The following is a 14602-nucleotide window of genomic DNA, read 5'->3' on the forward strand; positions in this document are numbered from 1 at the left end:
CGGACCAACTGGATTACCGGAAGCGGCGGTCAGCCGTTCCGCTTCCACCGCGGCTTGCGGTCACCGTACGACGTCGGCGCGTTGTCGCGGCTGTACGACGACGACGGGCGGCTGTCGCGCTCGCCGCTGCCGCCGAAGGACGGACGGCGGTCCCGGTCGCCGTACGACGGGCGGGAGTCGCGGCGGTCGCGGTTGAACGGCCGGTCGTCGCGCCGCTCGTAGGACGGGCGCCGGTCGTCGCGGTTGTACGCGGGACGGGCGTCGCGGCGGTCCCGGTCGCCGTAGGACGGACGGGAGTCGCGGCGGTCGTCGCGGTTGTACGCCGGGCGGGCGTCACGACGGTCCCGGTCGCCGTACGACGGACGGGAGTCGCGACGGTTCCGGTCACCGTAGGACGACGAGGACGAGGACGAGGAGGACGGACGGGAGTCGCGGCGGTCGTCCCGCCGGTCGTCGCGGTTGTACGCGGGGCGCGCGTCACGACGGTCGCCGCCGCGGTCGTCCCGGCGGTCGCGGTCGTTCCGGTACGAGGGACGCGAGTCGCGGCGGTCGTCCCGCCGGTCGTCGCGGCGCTCGAAGTTCCCCCGGTCGTCGCGCCGTTGGTACGACGACCGCTCCTCGCGCGGCTCGGGCACGGCCGCCGCGGCGGCTGCGGCGGCGGCTTCCGCGGCGAGTTCGGCGGCCTTCGCGGCCACCGCCTCCTCCGGGTCCTCGCCGCGCTCGCGGGCGGAACGCGCGGTGAGCCGGTCCGCCTCCTCGCGCAGCTCGTTCGCCCGGCGCTGCACCCGCTCCAACTGCTTGGTCAGCTCGGCGACTTCGCGCTCGGCCTGGGAGGCCGCGTTCTGCACCGCGTCGGCCTGCACGTCGGTGAGCGAGCGCGCGCCGGTGATCCGGGCCACGTCGTCGTCGAACACGCCCGCGCCGCCGATGACATGGCGCGAGGCGTCGACGCCCGCGTCCTCCATCAGCCGGAAGATCTGCTTGCGCTGGTGCGGCAGGGCCAGCGAGACGACCGTGCCGGACTGGCCGGCGCGGGCGGTACGGCCCGAGCGGTGCAGGTAGTCCTTGTGGTCGCCGGCCGGGTCGACGTTGAGCACCAGGTCGATGCCGTCGACGTGGATGCCGCGGGCGGCGACGTCGGTGGCGACCAGCACGTTGACGTGCCCGCCCTTGAAGTCCTCCAGGGTGCGGGTCCGCGCGCCCTGGGTCATGCCGCCGTGCAGCGCGTCGGCGCGCACGCCGGCCTCGATCAGCTGCTCGGCGACGCGGTCGGCGCCCATCTGGGTGCGGACGAAGATGATGGTGCGGCCCTTGCGGGCGGCGATCGCCGCGGTGACCGGCGCCTTGTCCTTCGGCTTCACGACGAGCACGTGGTGGCTCATGGTGGTCACCGCGCCCTGGGCGGCGTCCACTTCGTGGGTGACCGGGTCGACCAGGTAGCGGCGGACGAGGGTGTCGATCTCGTTCTCCAGAGTGGCGGAGAACAGCAGCCGCTGGCCGCCGGCCGGGACCAGGTCCAGGATCTCGGTGACCTCGGGCAGGAAGCCCATGTCGGCCATCTGGTCGGCCTCGTCGAGGACGGCGATCTGCACCTGGTCGAGCGAGGCGGCGCCCCGGTTGATCAGGTCGCGCAGCCGGCCGGGGGTGGCGACCAGCACGTCCACACCGCGTTCGAGGGCGTAGATCTGGTTCTGCATGGAGGTTCCGCCGCAGACGACCTTCATCTTCAGGCCGAGCACGTCGCCGTACGGCTGGAGGGCGTCGGCGACCTGCATCGCCAGCTCGCGGGTCGGGGTGAGGATCACACCGCGGGGGTGCTTGCGCTCGGTGCGGCCGCCGGAGAGCAGCGTGAGCAGCGGCAGGCCGAAGGCGAGGGTCTTGCCGGAGCCGGTCTGGCCGCGGCCGAGGATGTCCTGGCCGGCCAGGGCATCCGGGATGGTCGCGGCCTGGATCGGGAAGGGGCTGACGACCTGGTTCTGGGTGAGCTTGCGGACGATGGCCTCGGGGAGGCCGAGGTCGGCGAAGGTGACGGTGGGCTCGGCGGGCTCTTCGGCCTCGGCGGCGTCGCTGAGCTCGTCGGCGTCGTCGGCCTCGGCGGGCGCCACGGCGTCAGTGGACCGCACGGCGTCGGCGGACCGCACGGGCGCCGCGGACTCCGCGATCTCGGCCGGCTCGTCGGCGACGGTCACGGCCGTGGTCACGGTCGCGGTGGTGCTTGCCGTGACGGCGGCGTCAGCCGCGTTCTCGGGCAGGGTGGAACGGTCGGCACTGTCATTGGACATGCTGAAGCTAAACCTCTCGGAGACTTACGGCACGCGCCAGCTCCGCAGGTTGCTTACAACCGCCTCGATGCGGTCAGCCACAGGAGAAAAGGAACGCGCCACGGGGCGCGTATCAATCAGGCGCCAGGCAGGTGGGATCAAACGATCTACCAGCATACGCATCAGGCGTCACTTTCGCGAATCACCTGTTGAAAGCACGTACGGGGCGGTGTTTCACGGCGTCCGCGCCCGCGTCGGCACCGGCGGAATCACCCGCCCCGCCGACCCCGCCGGCACCCGCGGCGTCGCCCGCGCCCGCCGTCGGGTCGGCGGGTCCGGTGGGCGCCGCGGGGGTGCTCGGCGGGGCGGGGTCCGACGGGCGGCCCGAGGGCGCGGCGCTGGTCGGTACGGCGGTCGGCGAGCCCTGGGCGGTCGGCCGCGGCTTTCCGGTACCGGGCGTGACGCCGGTCACCCGCGTCGCGCCGCCCGACGGGGTCGCGCTGCTGCCGGGCGAGGCCGCGCCGTCCCGCCCGGAGTGCGGCGACTTCCCGGCGTACGCCCCGCCCCGCTGCGGCGCGTACGGTCCGCCGCCGGACCGGGCGTCCGCGCCCCCCGCCGCGCCGGCCGGGGCCCGGGTGGACGCCTTCGAGTCGGGCGACTCGCCGCCCGTGCTGACGCAGGCGGCCACGCCCGCGGCCACGAGCGTCACCAGGGCGGCGGCGCGCACGCCGGCGCGGACCGCCGCACGGGGCGGGCGCGGGGGGCGTACGGGATCGGAGGCGGGCTCGGCCGGCCCGGCCGGTGGGGCGGGGGCTGTGGGGGCGGCGGGAACTGGCAGCACGTCGGCACCTCGGGTGGGGGTCGGAGCCGGGGCGCGCGCACGTCATGCGGCTGCGCCGGCAGCTTCTCGCTCCGCCGCGCGCGCCCGGGGGTGTCGCCCTGACCAACGCGGACGCGGCCCGCCAGGACACGCCCGCGCCCGCCCGGGCCGCCAGGACACGCCCGGGCCGGGCCGGGGCCCGCCCGCACCCGTACGTACGGTCAGCCGTAGCCCAGCGCGTGCAGCCGTTCGTCGTCGATCCCGAAGTGGTGGGCGATCTCGTGCACGACGGTGACCTCCGTCTCGGCCACCACCTCCTCCCGGGTGGCGCACATCCGCAGGGTCGGGCCGCGGTAGACCGTGATCCGGTCCGGCAGCACCCCCGCGTACCACTCGCCGCGCTCGGTCAGCGGGGTCCCCTCGTACAGCCCCAGCAACTCCGGGCTGCCCGGCTCCGGTTCGTCCTCGACGAAGACCGCCACGTTGTCCATCAAACGGGTCAGCTCGGCGGGGACCCGGTCCAGCGCCTCGCCGACCAGTTCCTCGAACTGCTCCCGGCTCATCTCCAGCACGCCCCCATTCTTCCCGCCCCGCCCCCGCCCATCCCCCGCAACCCGCCCCCGCGCCGGCACCATCCGCACCGCGCCACCCCGCCCAACCGTTTTGCCGTTCCCCCGACCCATCCCCTATGCTTCCGGGGTCCCCGAAGTGCGCCGCGAGGCCACCACGGCAGGCCCCAGCCCTCATCGTCTAGTGGCCCAGGACGCCGCCCTTTCAAGGCGGTAGCACGGGTTCGAATCCCGTTGGGGGTACCACAGAATTCCGCGCGTTCGCCTGCTGGGCCGCCGCGTGCCGGAGGGCATGAGCCGCACCTGGCCGCCTCGGTTCTTCCCACGGCTTCCACCGCTTCCACCGCTTCCACGACGGCACCGCCGCGCCTCGGACCAGGCGGCGCATCGAGCAGATCCGCGCGCCCTCGGACTGCACGACCTCGGAATGGCCGCCCTCAGATCCGCCCACCCCGGGACCGCGCATGCCGCGGCCCGCGGGGCGTTCCCGGAGTGAACGCCCCGCGGGCCGCGGTGGTGGGGTGAGTGCGGTCAGGCGCGGGCGCGGACGCGGGTCCTGCGGCTGCGGGCGAGGGCGAAGACCGCGCCGCCGAGGGCCAGGGCCGCGGCGGAGGTGAGCGCGATGGTCATCGTGCCGTCGCTGCCGGTGTGGGCGAGCGAGCCGGTGGCGGCCGGGGCGTCGCCGCCCGTGCTGCCGGAGCCGCCGGAGGTCCCGGAAGTCGTGCCGGTCTGGGTGGAGTTCTGGTTGCCGCCACCGGTGCTGCCGGAGCCGCCGGTGGAGCCGGTGCCGGTGCCGGTGCCGGTGGAGGCGCCTCCCGGCACCTTCACGGTGAAGGCCGCCTTGTTGTTGTCCAGGTGGGTGTCGTACGGCGGCGTGCCCAGGTCGGCGAGCTGCGCGACCACGGTGCCGCTGGTCGTGGCCGGGGCGTCGGCGTCCACCTTCACCTTGAAGGTCAGCTTCTGCGTGTGCCCGCTGTCGAAGATGCCGTCGAGGTCGCACGTGTACTGCGGAGCGCCGAGCGCGGGATCGCGCGTGCCGTTGTCCCACGGGACGCACCCGGCCGGCACCTGCGTGGCGGTGGTGCCCTTGGGGATGTCGACCATCACCGTGAGCTGGTCGTCGTACGTGTACCGGTTGACGGAGGCCGGCCCCAGGTTGGTGGCCGTGGCGGTCAGCGTGGCCGTGTCGCCGGGCTTGGCCGTGGCGGTGTCACCGGTGAGGGCGATGTCGGCGGTGTTGGCCGCGTAGATGCTCTGCCGCCCTTGCCGTCCCTGCTGATCAGGGTCGCCCGGCTGCGCGTTGCCGTCCGGTACGAGGGTCAGGTCGCCGGCGCTGGTGCTCTTCGGCGTCGTCGGCACGCTGCTGGAGGTGACCGTCGGCACGTAGGTGAAGATCTCGTAGAGCGCGGACTTCTTCACGTCGAGCTTCAGCGGCGTGGACAGCCGGTACTTCTTGCCGGGTTCGATCGGCGTGGAGAAGTGGCATGTCGCGACCGTCGCCTCCCACTTCCCGGCGGCGTCGGCGTAGTCGCAGTTCGGGAAGTGCGTCGCGAAGGACAGGCCCGGGGAGATCGCGAACCGGTAGTCCGTGGTCGCGGCGGTCAGCGAGCCGATGTTGGCCACGGTGAGCGGCTTGGTCAGGGTGGTGCCGGGCTTGACGTGGTCGATCTGCGGGAGGCTGTTGACGGCCAGGTCGACCGAGCCGACGCTGACCTTGACGGTGAAGGGCGCGATCGTCACGCCGGACGCGGTGGCGTTGATGACGGCGGTGCCGCTGGCGCCGAGCTTGGCGTCCGGCTTGGCACTGATGTCGACGATGCCGCCGGTGCCGTGCGGGCCGACGTCACCGCCGGGGAAGGTGCACAGGCCGTTGACGCAGTAGTCGTCCGTGGTGGTGGCGAACGAGCTGATGCCGGTGATGTCGACGGTGACACGCACGTCGTGAAGGGTGCTGCCCTTCGAGTCCAGCCCCCAGCTGACCTGGCCTTCGCCGTCGTCGGGCACCGCGAGCCCGACCGGCGTCCTGGCGGACAGGGTCGGTGCGGACCCGTCGTCCGCGTGGGCCGAGCCGGTGGTCAGCGCCCCTCCGAACAAGGTGACCGCCATCGCGGCCAGAGTGGCCGCCCATCGGCGCCATATGCGTGAGGACATCGTGCGGTCTCCCCCAGGATTCTCGGAGTACAGCTCCAGGACACCCCGTCCGACCGCCCAGCACCTCCGATGGTTGCCCCCGCAGCCGGGCGAAGAGGGGAGGGCCTGGTGCAGTGGCCCGGAGATCGCACGGCGGGAGCGGCGCACGGCGTAGAGGAGCCCGTCCGCCGCCTGGGATGAACTCCTCCAGAACCCGGTCCGCTCCGGGCTGATCGCCTCCGGCGCCGTACGGGCCTTCGTCCGGGACCGGCCCGCGAGCCGGCCGGCCCCGGACGTGTCCGGGTCAGGGGTCAGGGGTCAGGGGTCAGGGGTCAGGGGGTGCGGACCCAGAACTCCACGGACAGCGGCGGCACCGTCAGGGCGAGGGTCGGGCCGCCGAGGGTCGCGAGCGTCTGATTGTGGGTCGCGGGCCCGAAGCGGTGCCCCTGGAAGGTGGACGCGGTCTGCGTGTCGACGGTGTAGCTGAAGGAGTCCGTCGTGGAGCGGTTCGTGACGGCGAAGACCTCCTTGCCCTGGGCGGTCCTCCAGGCCATGATCCGCTGGTCCTCCAGCACCGCGGACTCGTCGACGCCGTAGCGCACCGAGTCCCACGGCAGGTAGCGGACGAAGCCGGCGACCGCGTTCCAGTTCTGCGGGTTGAAGTCCCAGTGCCCGACGGGGATGTCCGGGAAGTGGCTGAAGTCGGTGTCGCCCGGCGGCCGCCAGTAGCCGAGCGAGTAGCCCGGGGCCTCGGCGTTGGTGGTCGGCTTCAGCGCGTGCAGCCAGAACCAGGTGGGCGCGTCCTGGAACACCATCCAGTTCATGATCGACTGGGCGGTGTTGAGGGTCCGCACGTCCGACGTGGAGTTGTCCAGGTACTCGAACTCGTTGTTGAAGACGAGCTTCCCCGCGGCGCCGGAGGTGTAGTCGCCGGTGATCTGCTCGTTGCTGTCCGAGCCGATCCGGTGATAGGTCCACGCGTCCACGCAGGACAGCGCGGCCGGATCGGCCTTGATCGCCTGCCCGAAGGAGCCGCTCCAGCCGTCGAGGCTGTTCGCGTGGATCATCACCCGCGGGTACTTGGCGCGGATCTTCGGGGCGACCGCGGCGAAGGTCTGGTGGTACTCGGCGGCGGTGTAGACGCAGGAGGAGTACGCCGTGGAGTACACCGGCTCGTTCTGCAGGCCCCACATCGACACCGGTACGCCCAGCGAGGTGAGGTAGTCCAGGTCGTGGACCATCGCGTCGCCGAGCGCGTCGAGGTCCGCCGCCGCGAAGGAGGCGAGCGTGCCGCCGATGTAGGAGCCGTTGCTCTTCCAGCCGGGCGGGGGCGACCAGTACTCGGCGGAGATGCCCTCGATGCCGGCCTGACCGATCATGTCCGCCAGCAGCGCGGTCTGCCCGGGGTAACGTCCTTGCAGGTACCTGCCGGTGGCGTCCGTCCCCCGGTAGTACAGGCCCAACGCGAGCCGGCAGTAGCGGAATCCCCGGTCGTCGCGCACCTTGAGCATCTGCTGGTAGAAGCGGGTGCGCTCGCTGTCCGTCAGGTCGTACGGGACCCCGCTGACGGTCGCCGGCAGCCCGTCGTTGCCGGAGCCGATCGAGTCCGACTGGATCTCGAACCCGAGGCCGAGGATGGTCTGCTTGCGGGGCTGGTCGTAGCGGATGGTGTACGACCCGCTGGTGGCGGCCGCCGCCGACCATCCGCCGAGCGGGCCGAGCACGGCGGCGGTACCGGCGGCCGCGGCGCCGCCGAGCAGCGAGCGGCGGCTGATGAGGGGGCGCTCCGTACGGCTCATGCGACGTCCTCGATCCAGAACTCGATGGTGTTCGGCGCCACGGTGACGGCCGGAAGTCCGAGCGGGGTGCGTCTGTTGGGCGATGAGCTGCTGGGGGGCGGGGGTTGCGTGGTCACGGTGACTCCTCCGGGGAGAAGGTGCGGCTCGTGGGTGGGGGTGGGGGGCGGTTCGGCGGAAGCGGGCAGGCCGGAAACAGGCGGGCCTGGAACGGGCGGGGAACGGCAGGGTCAGAAGCGGGCGACGGTGTAGCGGTCGACGGCGGCGTCGTCGAGTTCGAAGCCCAGGCCCGGGCCGGTCGGGACGGTGAGGGCCCCGTCGCGGAACTCCGGCGGGTTGCGCAGGATCTGCTCGCGGATGGGGTTGGGGAGCCGGTTGTACTCGTAGGTGCGCAGGTTGGGGGTGGCGGCGCACAGCTGGAGCGCGGCGCACAGGCTGACGCCCGAGCCGACGCCGTGCGGGGCGATGTCGACGTGGAAGGCGGAGGCGAGGGCCGCGAGCCGGGTGGCCTCGGTGATGCCGCCGCTGCGGGCGACGTTCGGCATGAAGACGTCGATGGCGCGGTGCAGCAGGGAGTCGCGCAGGTCGAACCGGGTGAAGTGGGTCTCCCCGTTGACGAGGGTCAGCCCGGTCCTGCGCCGCAGCTCGGCGAGGTTGGCCAGGTCGTCGACCTGGAGCGGCTCCTCGTACCAGGAGATGTCCAGATCGCGCAGGACCGCGCCCACGCGGGTGGCCTCGTCGAGGTCGTACGCGCAGTTGGCGTCGGTGAGGATGCCGATGTCCTCGCCGACCGCGGCACGGACCGCCCGCAGGTGGGCGCGGTCGACCCGGACGCCCCGGCCGATCTTGACCTTCAGCGCCCGGAACCCCGCCTCGACGAAGCCGAGCGCCTGGCGCGCCGAGTCCTGCGGGTCGGCGTGCAGCGCGACGGGGCTCGCGTAGCACTCGACCCGCTCCCGGATCGGGCCGCCGAGCAGCCGGTGGACGGGCAGGCCGGCGAGCTTGCCGCGCAGGTCCCACAGGGCCAGGTCGACTCCGGCGATGGCTTCGAGGTAGAAGCCGCGGTTGTGGCCGCCGGCCGCCTGCCCCTGGAAGAGCCGTTCCCACACCGCGGTCGTGGCCAGGGCGTCCTGGCCGACCAGCAGCGGGGCCAGCACGGTGGAGACGACGGTGGCGGTGACCTCCGGGGAGGGCAGGCCGTAGCACTCGCCGATCCCGACGCTGCCGTCCTCGGCGTGCACCTTGACCAGGGTGGCGTACTGGCCGCGCCGGGGCAGCACCAGGTGGCTGGAGGCCGGGTAGCGCAGCCAGCCGGGGACGTCGTCGGGCGAGTCGTAGAGGTCGTCGAAGCTGGCCGACAGGGCCAGGGTCTCGACTTTGGCGATACGAAGGGGGGCGTTGCTCACGGGGTTCTCCACGTGGTCGGTGGCCTGCTCGGGTGGTGCGCGGCCGGAGTCATGCGTTGATGGCGCCGAGGGTCCCGGTCTGCTCCTGGGAGGGCTCGCGGCCGGAGAAGACGGCGACGGCCGTCACCACGCAGCCGGCGATGACGTACAGCGCGACGGGCGTGATCGAACCGCCCGCGGCGACCAGGGCGGTGCCGATGAAGGGTGCCGTGCCGCCGAACAGCGCGCCACCGATCTCCCGGCCGGCGCTGACGCCGCTGTAGCGCACGCGCGCGTCGAACTGCTCCGCCACCAGCGCGGCCTGCGGGCCGAACACCATGTCCTTGCAGATCGGGATGGCCAGCACCATGGCGAGGAAGATCAGCGGGGTGCTCCTGGTGTGCAGCAGCGCGAAGAAGGGGAAGGCGTAGCCGACCGTGCAGACCAGGCCGACGGCGATCATCAGGCGTCGCCCGATGAGGTCGGAGAGCCAGCCCCAGAAGGGGATCGAGCCGATCTCCAGGGCGGAGGCGAGGGCGATGGCCCACAGCATGGTGGTCTTCGACAGGTGCAGCGTGCCGGTCGCGTACGACAGGGCGAACGCCTGGATGAGGTAGCCCCAGACGAAGCCCGAGACGGTGATGCCCATCGTCCGCAGCACCGCGCCGGGCTGCTTGCGCAGGGTGAGCAGCAGCGGGAAGCGTACGGTCTCGCCGCGGTCCTCCAACTCGGCGAAGACCGGCGTCTCGTCGATGCCCCGCCGGACGACCAGGCCGAAGACCACCAGGACCGCGCTGAGCAGGAACGGCACCCGCCAGCCCCAGCTGTCGAACGAACCGTCGGGCAATTGGGACGCGAGGGCGAACACACCGCTGGCGAGCACGAATCCGGCGCCCGTGCCCATCGCCGGGATGGCGCCGAAGAGCCCTCTTCTGCCCGGCGGCGCGTTCTCGACGGTGAGCAGGGTGGCGCCGGCGAACTCGCCGCCCACCGCGATGCCCTGGCACACCCGCAGGAACACCAGCAGGACCGGGGCCCAGACGCCCGCCACCGCGTGGGTCGGCAGGACGCCGACCAGGGTGGTCGCCACGCCCATGCCGAGCATCGTGATCAGCAGGACGTGCTTGCGGCCGATGCGGTCGCCCAGGTGACCGAAGATCACGCCGCCGATGGGCCGGGCGGCGAAGCCGACGCCGAAGGTGGCGAAGGAGGCGAGCGTGCCGCCGACGGAGGAGGAGCCGAAGAAGAGCGGGCCGAACACCAGGGCCGAGGCCAGGCCGTAGAGGTTGAAGTCGTACCACTCCATGACCGTGCCCACGGTGCTGGCGAGCATCGTGCGCCGGTCGGTGCGGTGCTGGGCCGTGGTCACGTTGCCGTCTTCGGTCGTCGTCGCACTGGTCATGGGACGCGTTCACCACCTGGGAAGGGGGACGGGGACGAGGCAACCGTATGAGATATACGAAATAAGAACCAGAGGCCGGGGGAACATTCCCGAAACACTTCGTGCCGCGCCGCACCGGACACCCTCCGTGACCGTCGGGCGGTACGGGGTCACCGCAGCGCGCTGCCCGGTTCGGCCCGCAGGAGCGGCAGTTCGTGCCGGGCGGGCAGCCCTTCCCAGTCGCCGTACGAGGCGACGGCGAACGCGCCGGTGCACACCGCGCGGCGCAGCCGGTCCTCCGGGGGCTCGCCGTCGAGCAGCGCCGACAGGTAGCCCGCCACGAAGGCGTCGCCCGCACCGACCGTGTCCCGTACGGGCACGCGCTCGGCCGGAAGTGACGTGGAGCCGTCCGCCGTGAAGACCTCCGCCCCGGCCGCTCCGCGCTTGACCACGACCTCGCGGACGCCGGCCGCCAGCAGCGCGTCCACCCGGGCCCGTTCCGTGCCGGCCGACTCGGGTGCGGCGAGGGCGAGTTCGTCGTCGGACGCCACGAGCACATCGACGTCGCGCACCAGTGGCCGCAGCGTCCGGCCCGCCTGGGCGCGGGACCACAGCCGGGCGCGGTGGTTGACGTCCAGGCAGACCAGCGATCCCGCCGCGGCGGCGGCCCGCACCGCCGACTCGACCGCCCGCCGGGGCTGCTCGCCCAGCGCGGCGGTGATTCCGGTGACGTGGACGATCCGCGCCCCGGCGGCGAGCGCGGGCGCCAGGTGGGCGGCGGTGATCCGGGAGCCGGCCGAACCGGAACGGTAGTAGGTCACCCGCGTCAGGTCGGCGAGCCTCGGCTCGAACACCACGAGGCCGGTCGGTCCCGCGTCGGTGCCGCCGGCGCAGGAGACGTCCACGCCTTCCGCCCTGAGCGTGCGGGTCACCAGGCGCCCGAACTCGTCCGCGCCGGTGAGGCCCGCCCAGCGGACCCGGTGCCCGAGCCGCGCCAGGCCGATGGCGACGTTGGACTCCGCGCCGGCCACCGACAGGTCCAGCGAGCCGCCCAGGAGCAGTGGCCCCCGGGCCCGCAGCGCGGCCATCGTCTCCCCGAAGGTCAGTACGTCGATCACCGCGACTCCCGGACGGCCAGGGCGCGGAACCGCGCGGCGCGCTCGGCCAGTTCGCGCTGTGCGAGGCCGCCGGCGCCGTCCGCGCCGGCGCCGTCCGCGGCGTCGCCGACCAGCGGCCCGCCCACGCCGACGGCCACCGCCCCGGCGGCGAGGTAGCCGCGGGCCGCGTCGGCGTCGATGCCGCCCACCGGCACGAAGGGCACCTCGGGGAAGGGGGCGCGCAGCGCGCGCAGGTGCGGCACGCCGCCGAGGCCGGCCGGGAAGAGCTTGACCGCAGCCGCCCCGCCGGCGACGACCGCCGCCACCTCGGTCGGGGTCAGCGCGCCCGCCAGCACCGGCAGGCCCGACTCCCGGCAGGCGGCCACGGCTTCGGTCGCGCCCGGGGTCACCGCGAATCCGGCGCCCGCTTCGGCGGCCCGGCGGGCGTCGCCCGCCGTCAGCACCGTCCCGGCGCCGAGCAGCGCGTCCGGGCCGAGCGCCGCGCGGGCCCGTTCGATGACGTCCAGGGCGCCGGCGCCGGTCAGCGAGACCTCGACGAGGCCGATGCCGGACCGGACGAGGGTGAGCACCGTGTCGAGCGCCGCCGACGGGTCGGCGCCCCTGACGATGGCAAGCAGCCGTTGGGCGCGTAGCGCGGAGAGGAGATCGTCGGGCGTCATGGGAGCCTCCGGAGAACCGTTGCGGTTATTTAGTAGATCGTATACCTTTCCTTCCAGCCGCTCCCCCGGTCCGCTCCCGGCCCCGCATGGGCTCGGGCCGCCCCACCCCAGCTGCGCGAGGTAGCCCGCGATGACACGAACAGTCCTGGTCACCGGGGCGGCGGGCGGCATCGGCCGCGCCGTCGCCGCCCGATTCGCCGCGGACGGCCTGCGGGTGGCGGGAGTCGATCTCGCCGATCCGCGGCTGCCCGGCGTCTCCTACCACCGCGCGGACGTGACGCGGGCCGACGAGGTCGCCGCCGCCGTGCGCGAGGCGGCCGGGGAACGCGGCGGGCCGGACGTCCTCGTCGCCTGCGCGGGCGTGACCGAGGGCCGCCCGCTGCACCTCACCACCGAGCAGGAGTGGAACGCGGTGCTGACCGCCAACCTCACCTCGGTCTTCCTGTGCGTCCGCGAGGTGCTGCCGGCCATGATCGAGGCGGGCTCAGGCGCGGTGGTGACCGTCGGCTCGGTGCTGCACCGCACCGCCGCCCCCGGCCTGCCCGCGTACGCCGCGGCCAAGGGCGCGCTCGCCGCGCTCACCCGGCAACTCGCCGTGGACTACGGCCATCACGGGATCTCCTTCGTCACGGTCTCCCCCGGCTGGGTCCGCACCCCGGCCACCGAGTCGCGGCTCGGCGGCGCGGAGGACCTGAGCAGGCTGCGCGAGAGCAACCCCATGCGCCTGCTGGCCTCGCCCGAGCAGGTCGCGTCCGCGGTGGCCTTCGCCGCCTCGCCCGACGCGGCGCTGCTGACGGGCGGTGAACTGGTGCTGGACGGTGGCGCGTCCGCGGTCAGCCCGGCGAGCCTGCTGCGGGACGGGCACCGGGAACGGATGGGGCTTCCCCCGCTGCACGGCGAGCCGCGCTGACCCGCGCGGAGCCGTGACGGTCGGGCCTCCGGCGGTCGACGTGACAACGGTCGACGTCACGGCGGTCGGCCTCACAACGGTCGACGTCACGGCGGCCGGCCTCACGACACCCGGAAGCCGGCCGCCCGCGCGGGGACGAGCGGCGGATATCGCATACGATGAACGTATGGCAGAGAACAGCTGGGCCACGAGGCTGCCCACGGTGAAGAGCAAGGCGGACCTGGTCTACGACACTCTGCGCCAGGCCATCGTCACCGGGGATCTGCGGTCCGGCGAGCGCATCAACATGGACGAGCTCGCCCGGAACCTGGGCGTCAGCAAGATCCCCATCCGCGAAGCCGTCAAACGCCTGGAGTCCGACGGCCTGCTCAGCTCCCAACTGCACGCGGGCGTCACCGTCGCCGAGATCGACAAGACCGAGATGCGCGGCGTCTTCCTCGCCCGCGAGGCGATCGAGACCCTGGTCACCCGGCTCGCGGCGGAGCGGGTGGACGACAAGCTGCTGGCCGGCCTGGCGCAGGTCCAGGCCACGATGCGCGCGGAGCTCGACCAGGGGGCGACGGAGCGCCTCCCCGAACTCAACTCCGACTTCCACCGGTTGCTGTCCGAGGCCAGCGGCTACCGCATCCTGGCGGAACTCACCGAGCAGTTGCTGATGACCATCCGCCGCTACCGCATCACCATGCCGCGCGACGCGCAGAACTGGCGGGCGGTCCTCCAGGAGCACGAAGCCATCATCGCGGCGCTGCGCCAGGGCGACCCGGAAGCGGCGGCGGCCGCCGCCCAGCACCACACCGCCTCCCAGGCCGGCCACGAGATCTCCGACAACGGCTGATCCGCGGCGCGGCGACCGCCCCTCGCACGGGACTCGGCCGCCCGCCGCCCGCGCGTCAGCCGTTGCCGCCCGGGACGTGCCTCAGACGTGCAGCTCCGGGGGGAAGCCGGTCCAGCGCAGCTCGACGGGGAGGTGGCCGGTGTCGTTGAAGAGCAGCACCGCCGGGGGGCGGTCGGGTGCGTAGCGGATGACCGTCAGGGCCGCGTTGGCGTGGTTGATGCCCAGCCACCGCCACTTCGGCGCGTCGAGGGCCGCGCGGAGCAGCCAGCCGACGAGGAAGTTGTGGGTGACGACCAGCTCGTGGCGCGGCTCGTCGCCGGCGACGGGTCCGGTGAAGTCCGCGAGGGCCGCGGCGGCGAGCCCGGGGCCCTGCTCGCGTTCCTCGGCCGTGAACTGGCCCAGGAACGCGACCCAGTCGTCGGCCGCCTGCGGCGGCAGCTCCTCGCGCGCCGGCAGGTAGGGCATGTAGTCGCCGGCCGTGTCGGAGCGGCGCAGTGGAACGCCGTCGAGCTGCTCCCCGACCAGGCGGGCGGTCTGCTCGGCGCGGGCGAGCGGCCCGTGGTGGATCGCCGCCAGCGGGACCCCGCGCAGCCGCTGCCCCAGGAGAGCGGCCTGCCGGCGCCCCGCGTCGGTCAGTTCGCTCTCATCCGCCGAAGCCTCGCCGTGCCGGGCGAGATAGAGGTAGCGGGCGGCCGTTCCGGACATAGGCGGGTCCTCCACGGAGTCGATCTTGCGGAC

12 protein-coding genes and 1 tRNA gene are annotated in these 14602 nt (G+C 73.6%); 3 read left to right on the forward strand and 10 right to left on the reverse strand.

Translation table 11 applies throughout. The features are described from left to right. Positions 1–29: 29 nt before the first annotated feature. The 3 genes from ACIPAE_RS28295 to ACIPAE_RS28305 all read right to left on the reverse strand — a co-directional run bounded on the left by ACIPAE_RS28295 (position 30) and on the right by ACIPAE_RS28305 (position 3653). Positions 30–2282 (reverse strand): DEAD/DEAH box helicase, encoded by a 2253-nt coding sequence (locus ACIPAE_RS28295; protein ID WP_402448911.1) that lies wholly within the window; start codon positions 2280–2282, stop codon positions 30–32. Positions 2283–2463: 181 nt separating this feature from the next. Further along, positions 2464–3102 (reverse strand): hypothetical protein, encoded by a 639-nt coding sequence (locus ACIPAE_RS28300; RefSeq protein WP_366412296.1) that lies wholly within the window; start codon positions 3100–3102, stop codon positions 2464–2466. A 200-nt stretch (positions 3103–3302) separates the two neighbouring features. Then, positions 3303–3653, reverse strand: coding sequence for a metallopeptidase family protein (locus ACIPAE_RS28305; protein ID WP_328465595.1), 351 nt, complete (start codon positions 3651–3653; stop codon positions 3303–3305). 167 nt (positions 3654–3820) lie between these two features. Here ACIPAE_RS28305 and ACIPAE_RS28310 point away from each other — a divergent pair. Continuing rightward, positions 3821–3896, forward strand: a tRNA-Glu gene (locus ACIPAE_RS28310). 285 nt (positions 3897–4181) lie between these two features. Here ACIPAE_RS28310 and ACIPAE_RS28315 read toward each other — a convergent pair. From ACIPAE_RS28315 to ACIPAE_RS28340, 6 genes are all read right to left on the reverse strand, one after another. Then, positions 4182–5801 (reverse strand): hypothetical protein, encoded by a 1620-nt coding sequence (locus ACIPAE_RS28315; RefSeq protein WP_402448915.1) that lies wholly within the window; start codon positions 5799–5801, stop codon positions 4182–4184. Between the two features lie 311 nt (positions 5802–6112). Continuing rightward, on the reverse strand, positions 6113–7579 hold the full coding sequence (locus tag ACIPAE_RS28320) for a hypothetical protein (protein ID WP_402448916.1): 1467 nt from the start codon (positions 7577–7579) through the stop codon (positions 6113–6115). 227 nt (positions 7580–7806) lie between these two features. Then, a complete protein-coding gene (locus tag ACIPAE_RS28325; RefSeq protein ID WP_366413627.1) occupies positions 7807–8982 on the reverse strand; it encodes a mandelate racemase/muconate lactonizing enzyme family protein in 1176 nt (391 codons plus the stop codon). A gap of 49 nt (positions 8983–9031) precedes the next feature. Continuing rightward, positions 9032–10363: an MFS transporter gene (locus tag ACIPAE_RS28330; RefSeq protein ID WP_402448918.1), complete on the reverse strand. Its 1332-nt coding sequence runs from the start codon at positions 10361–10363 to the stop codon at positions 9032–9034. A 149-nt stretch (positions 10364–10512) separates the two neighbouring features. After that, entirely contained in the window at positions 10513–11460 is a 948-nt protein-coding gene (locus ACIPAE_RS28335) for a sugar kinase (protein WP_402448920.1), read from the reverse strand. After that, positions 11457–12119 carry a bifunctional 4-hydroxy-2-oxoglutarate aldolase/2-dehydro-3-deoxy-phosphogluconate aldolase gene (locus tag ACIPAE_RS28340; RefSeq protein WP_402448922.1) on the reverse strand — a complete coding sequence of 221 codons (663 nt, stop codon included), beginning with the start codon at positions 12117–12119 and terminating at the stop codon, positions 11457–11459. The genes ACIPAE_RS28335 and ACIPAE_RS28340 overlap by 4 nt, the downstream gene beginning before the upstream one ends. 130 nt (positions 12120–12249) lie before the next feature. Here ACIPAE_RS28340 and ACIPAE_RS28345 point away from each other — a divergent pair, with 130 nt between their 5' ends. Together ACIPAE_RS28345 and ACIPAE_RS28350 are read left to right on the forward strand one after the other, a co-directional pair. Next, positions 12250–13029, forward strand: coding sequence for an SDR family oxidoreductase (locus ACIPAE_RS28345; protein WP_329367842.1), 780 nt, complete (start codon positions 12250–12252; stop codon positions 13027–13029). A 166-nt stretch (positions 13030–13195) separates the two neighbouring features. Then, positions 13196–13864, forward strand: coding sequence for a GntR family transcriptional regulator (locus ACIPAE_RS28350; RefSeq protein ID WP_402448924.1), 669 nt, complete (start codon positions 13196–13198; stop codon positions 13862–13864). An 81-nt stretch (positions 13865–13945) separates the two neighbouring features. Here the strand turns inward: ACIPAE_RS28350 and ACIPAE_RS28355 are convergent, their stop codons facing one another. Continuing rightward, entirely contained in the window at positions 13946–14569 is a 624-nt protein-coding gene (locus ACIPAE_RS28355; protein ID WP_329367839.1) for a histidine phosphatase family protein, read from the reverse strand. Between the last annotated feature and the right edge of the window lie 33 nt (positions 14570–14602).

This window comes from Streptomyces sp. NPDC087270 (assembly GCF_044744625.1).
Taxonomy (GTDB): domain Bacteria; phylum Actinomycetota; class Actinomycetes; order Streptomycetales; family Streptomycetaceae; genus Actinacidiphila.

Coding starts and splice junctions, on each gene's coding strand:
- ACIPAE_RS28340 (WP_402448922.1), bottom strand. CDS start 12,119: ATGACGCCCGACGATCTCCTCTCCGCGCTACGCGCCCAACGGCTGCTT.
- ACIPAE_RS28355 (WP_329367839.1), bottom strand. CDS start 14,569: ATGTCCGGAACGGCCGCCCGCTACCTCTATCTCGCCCGGCACGGCGAG.
- ACIPAE_RS28350 (WP_402448924.1), top strand. CDS start 13,196: ATGGCAGAGAACAGCTGGGCCACGAGGCTGCCCACGGTGAAGAGCAAG.
- ACIPAE_RS28315 (WP_402448915.1), bottom strand. CDS start 5,801: ATGTCCTCACGCATATGGCGCCGATGGGCGGCCACTCTGGCCGCGATG.
- ACIPAE_RS28345 (WP_329367842.1), top strand. CDS start 12,250: ATGACACGAACAGTCCTGGTCACCGGGGCGGCGGGCGGCATCGGCCGC.
- ACIPAE_RS28320 (WP_402448916.1), bottom strand. CDS start 7,579: ATGAGCCGTACGGAGCGCCCCCTCATCAGCCGCCGCTCGCTGCTCGGC.
- ACIPAE_RS28330 (WP_402448918.1), bottom strand. CDS start 10,363: ATGACCAGTGCGACGACGACCGAAGACGGCAACGTGACCACGGCCCAG.
- ACIPAE_RS28295 (WP_402448911.1), bottom strand. CDS start 2,282: ATGTCCAATGACAGTGCCGACCGTTCCACCCTGCCCGAGAACGCGGCT.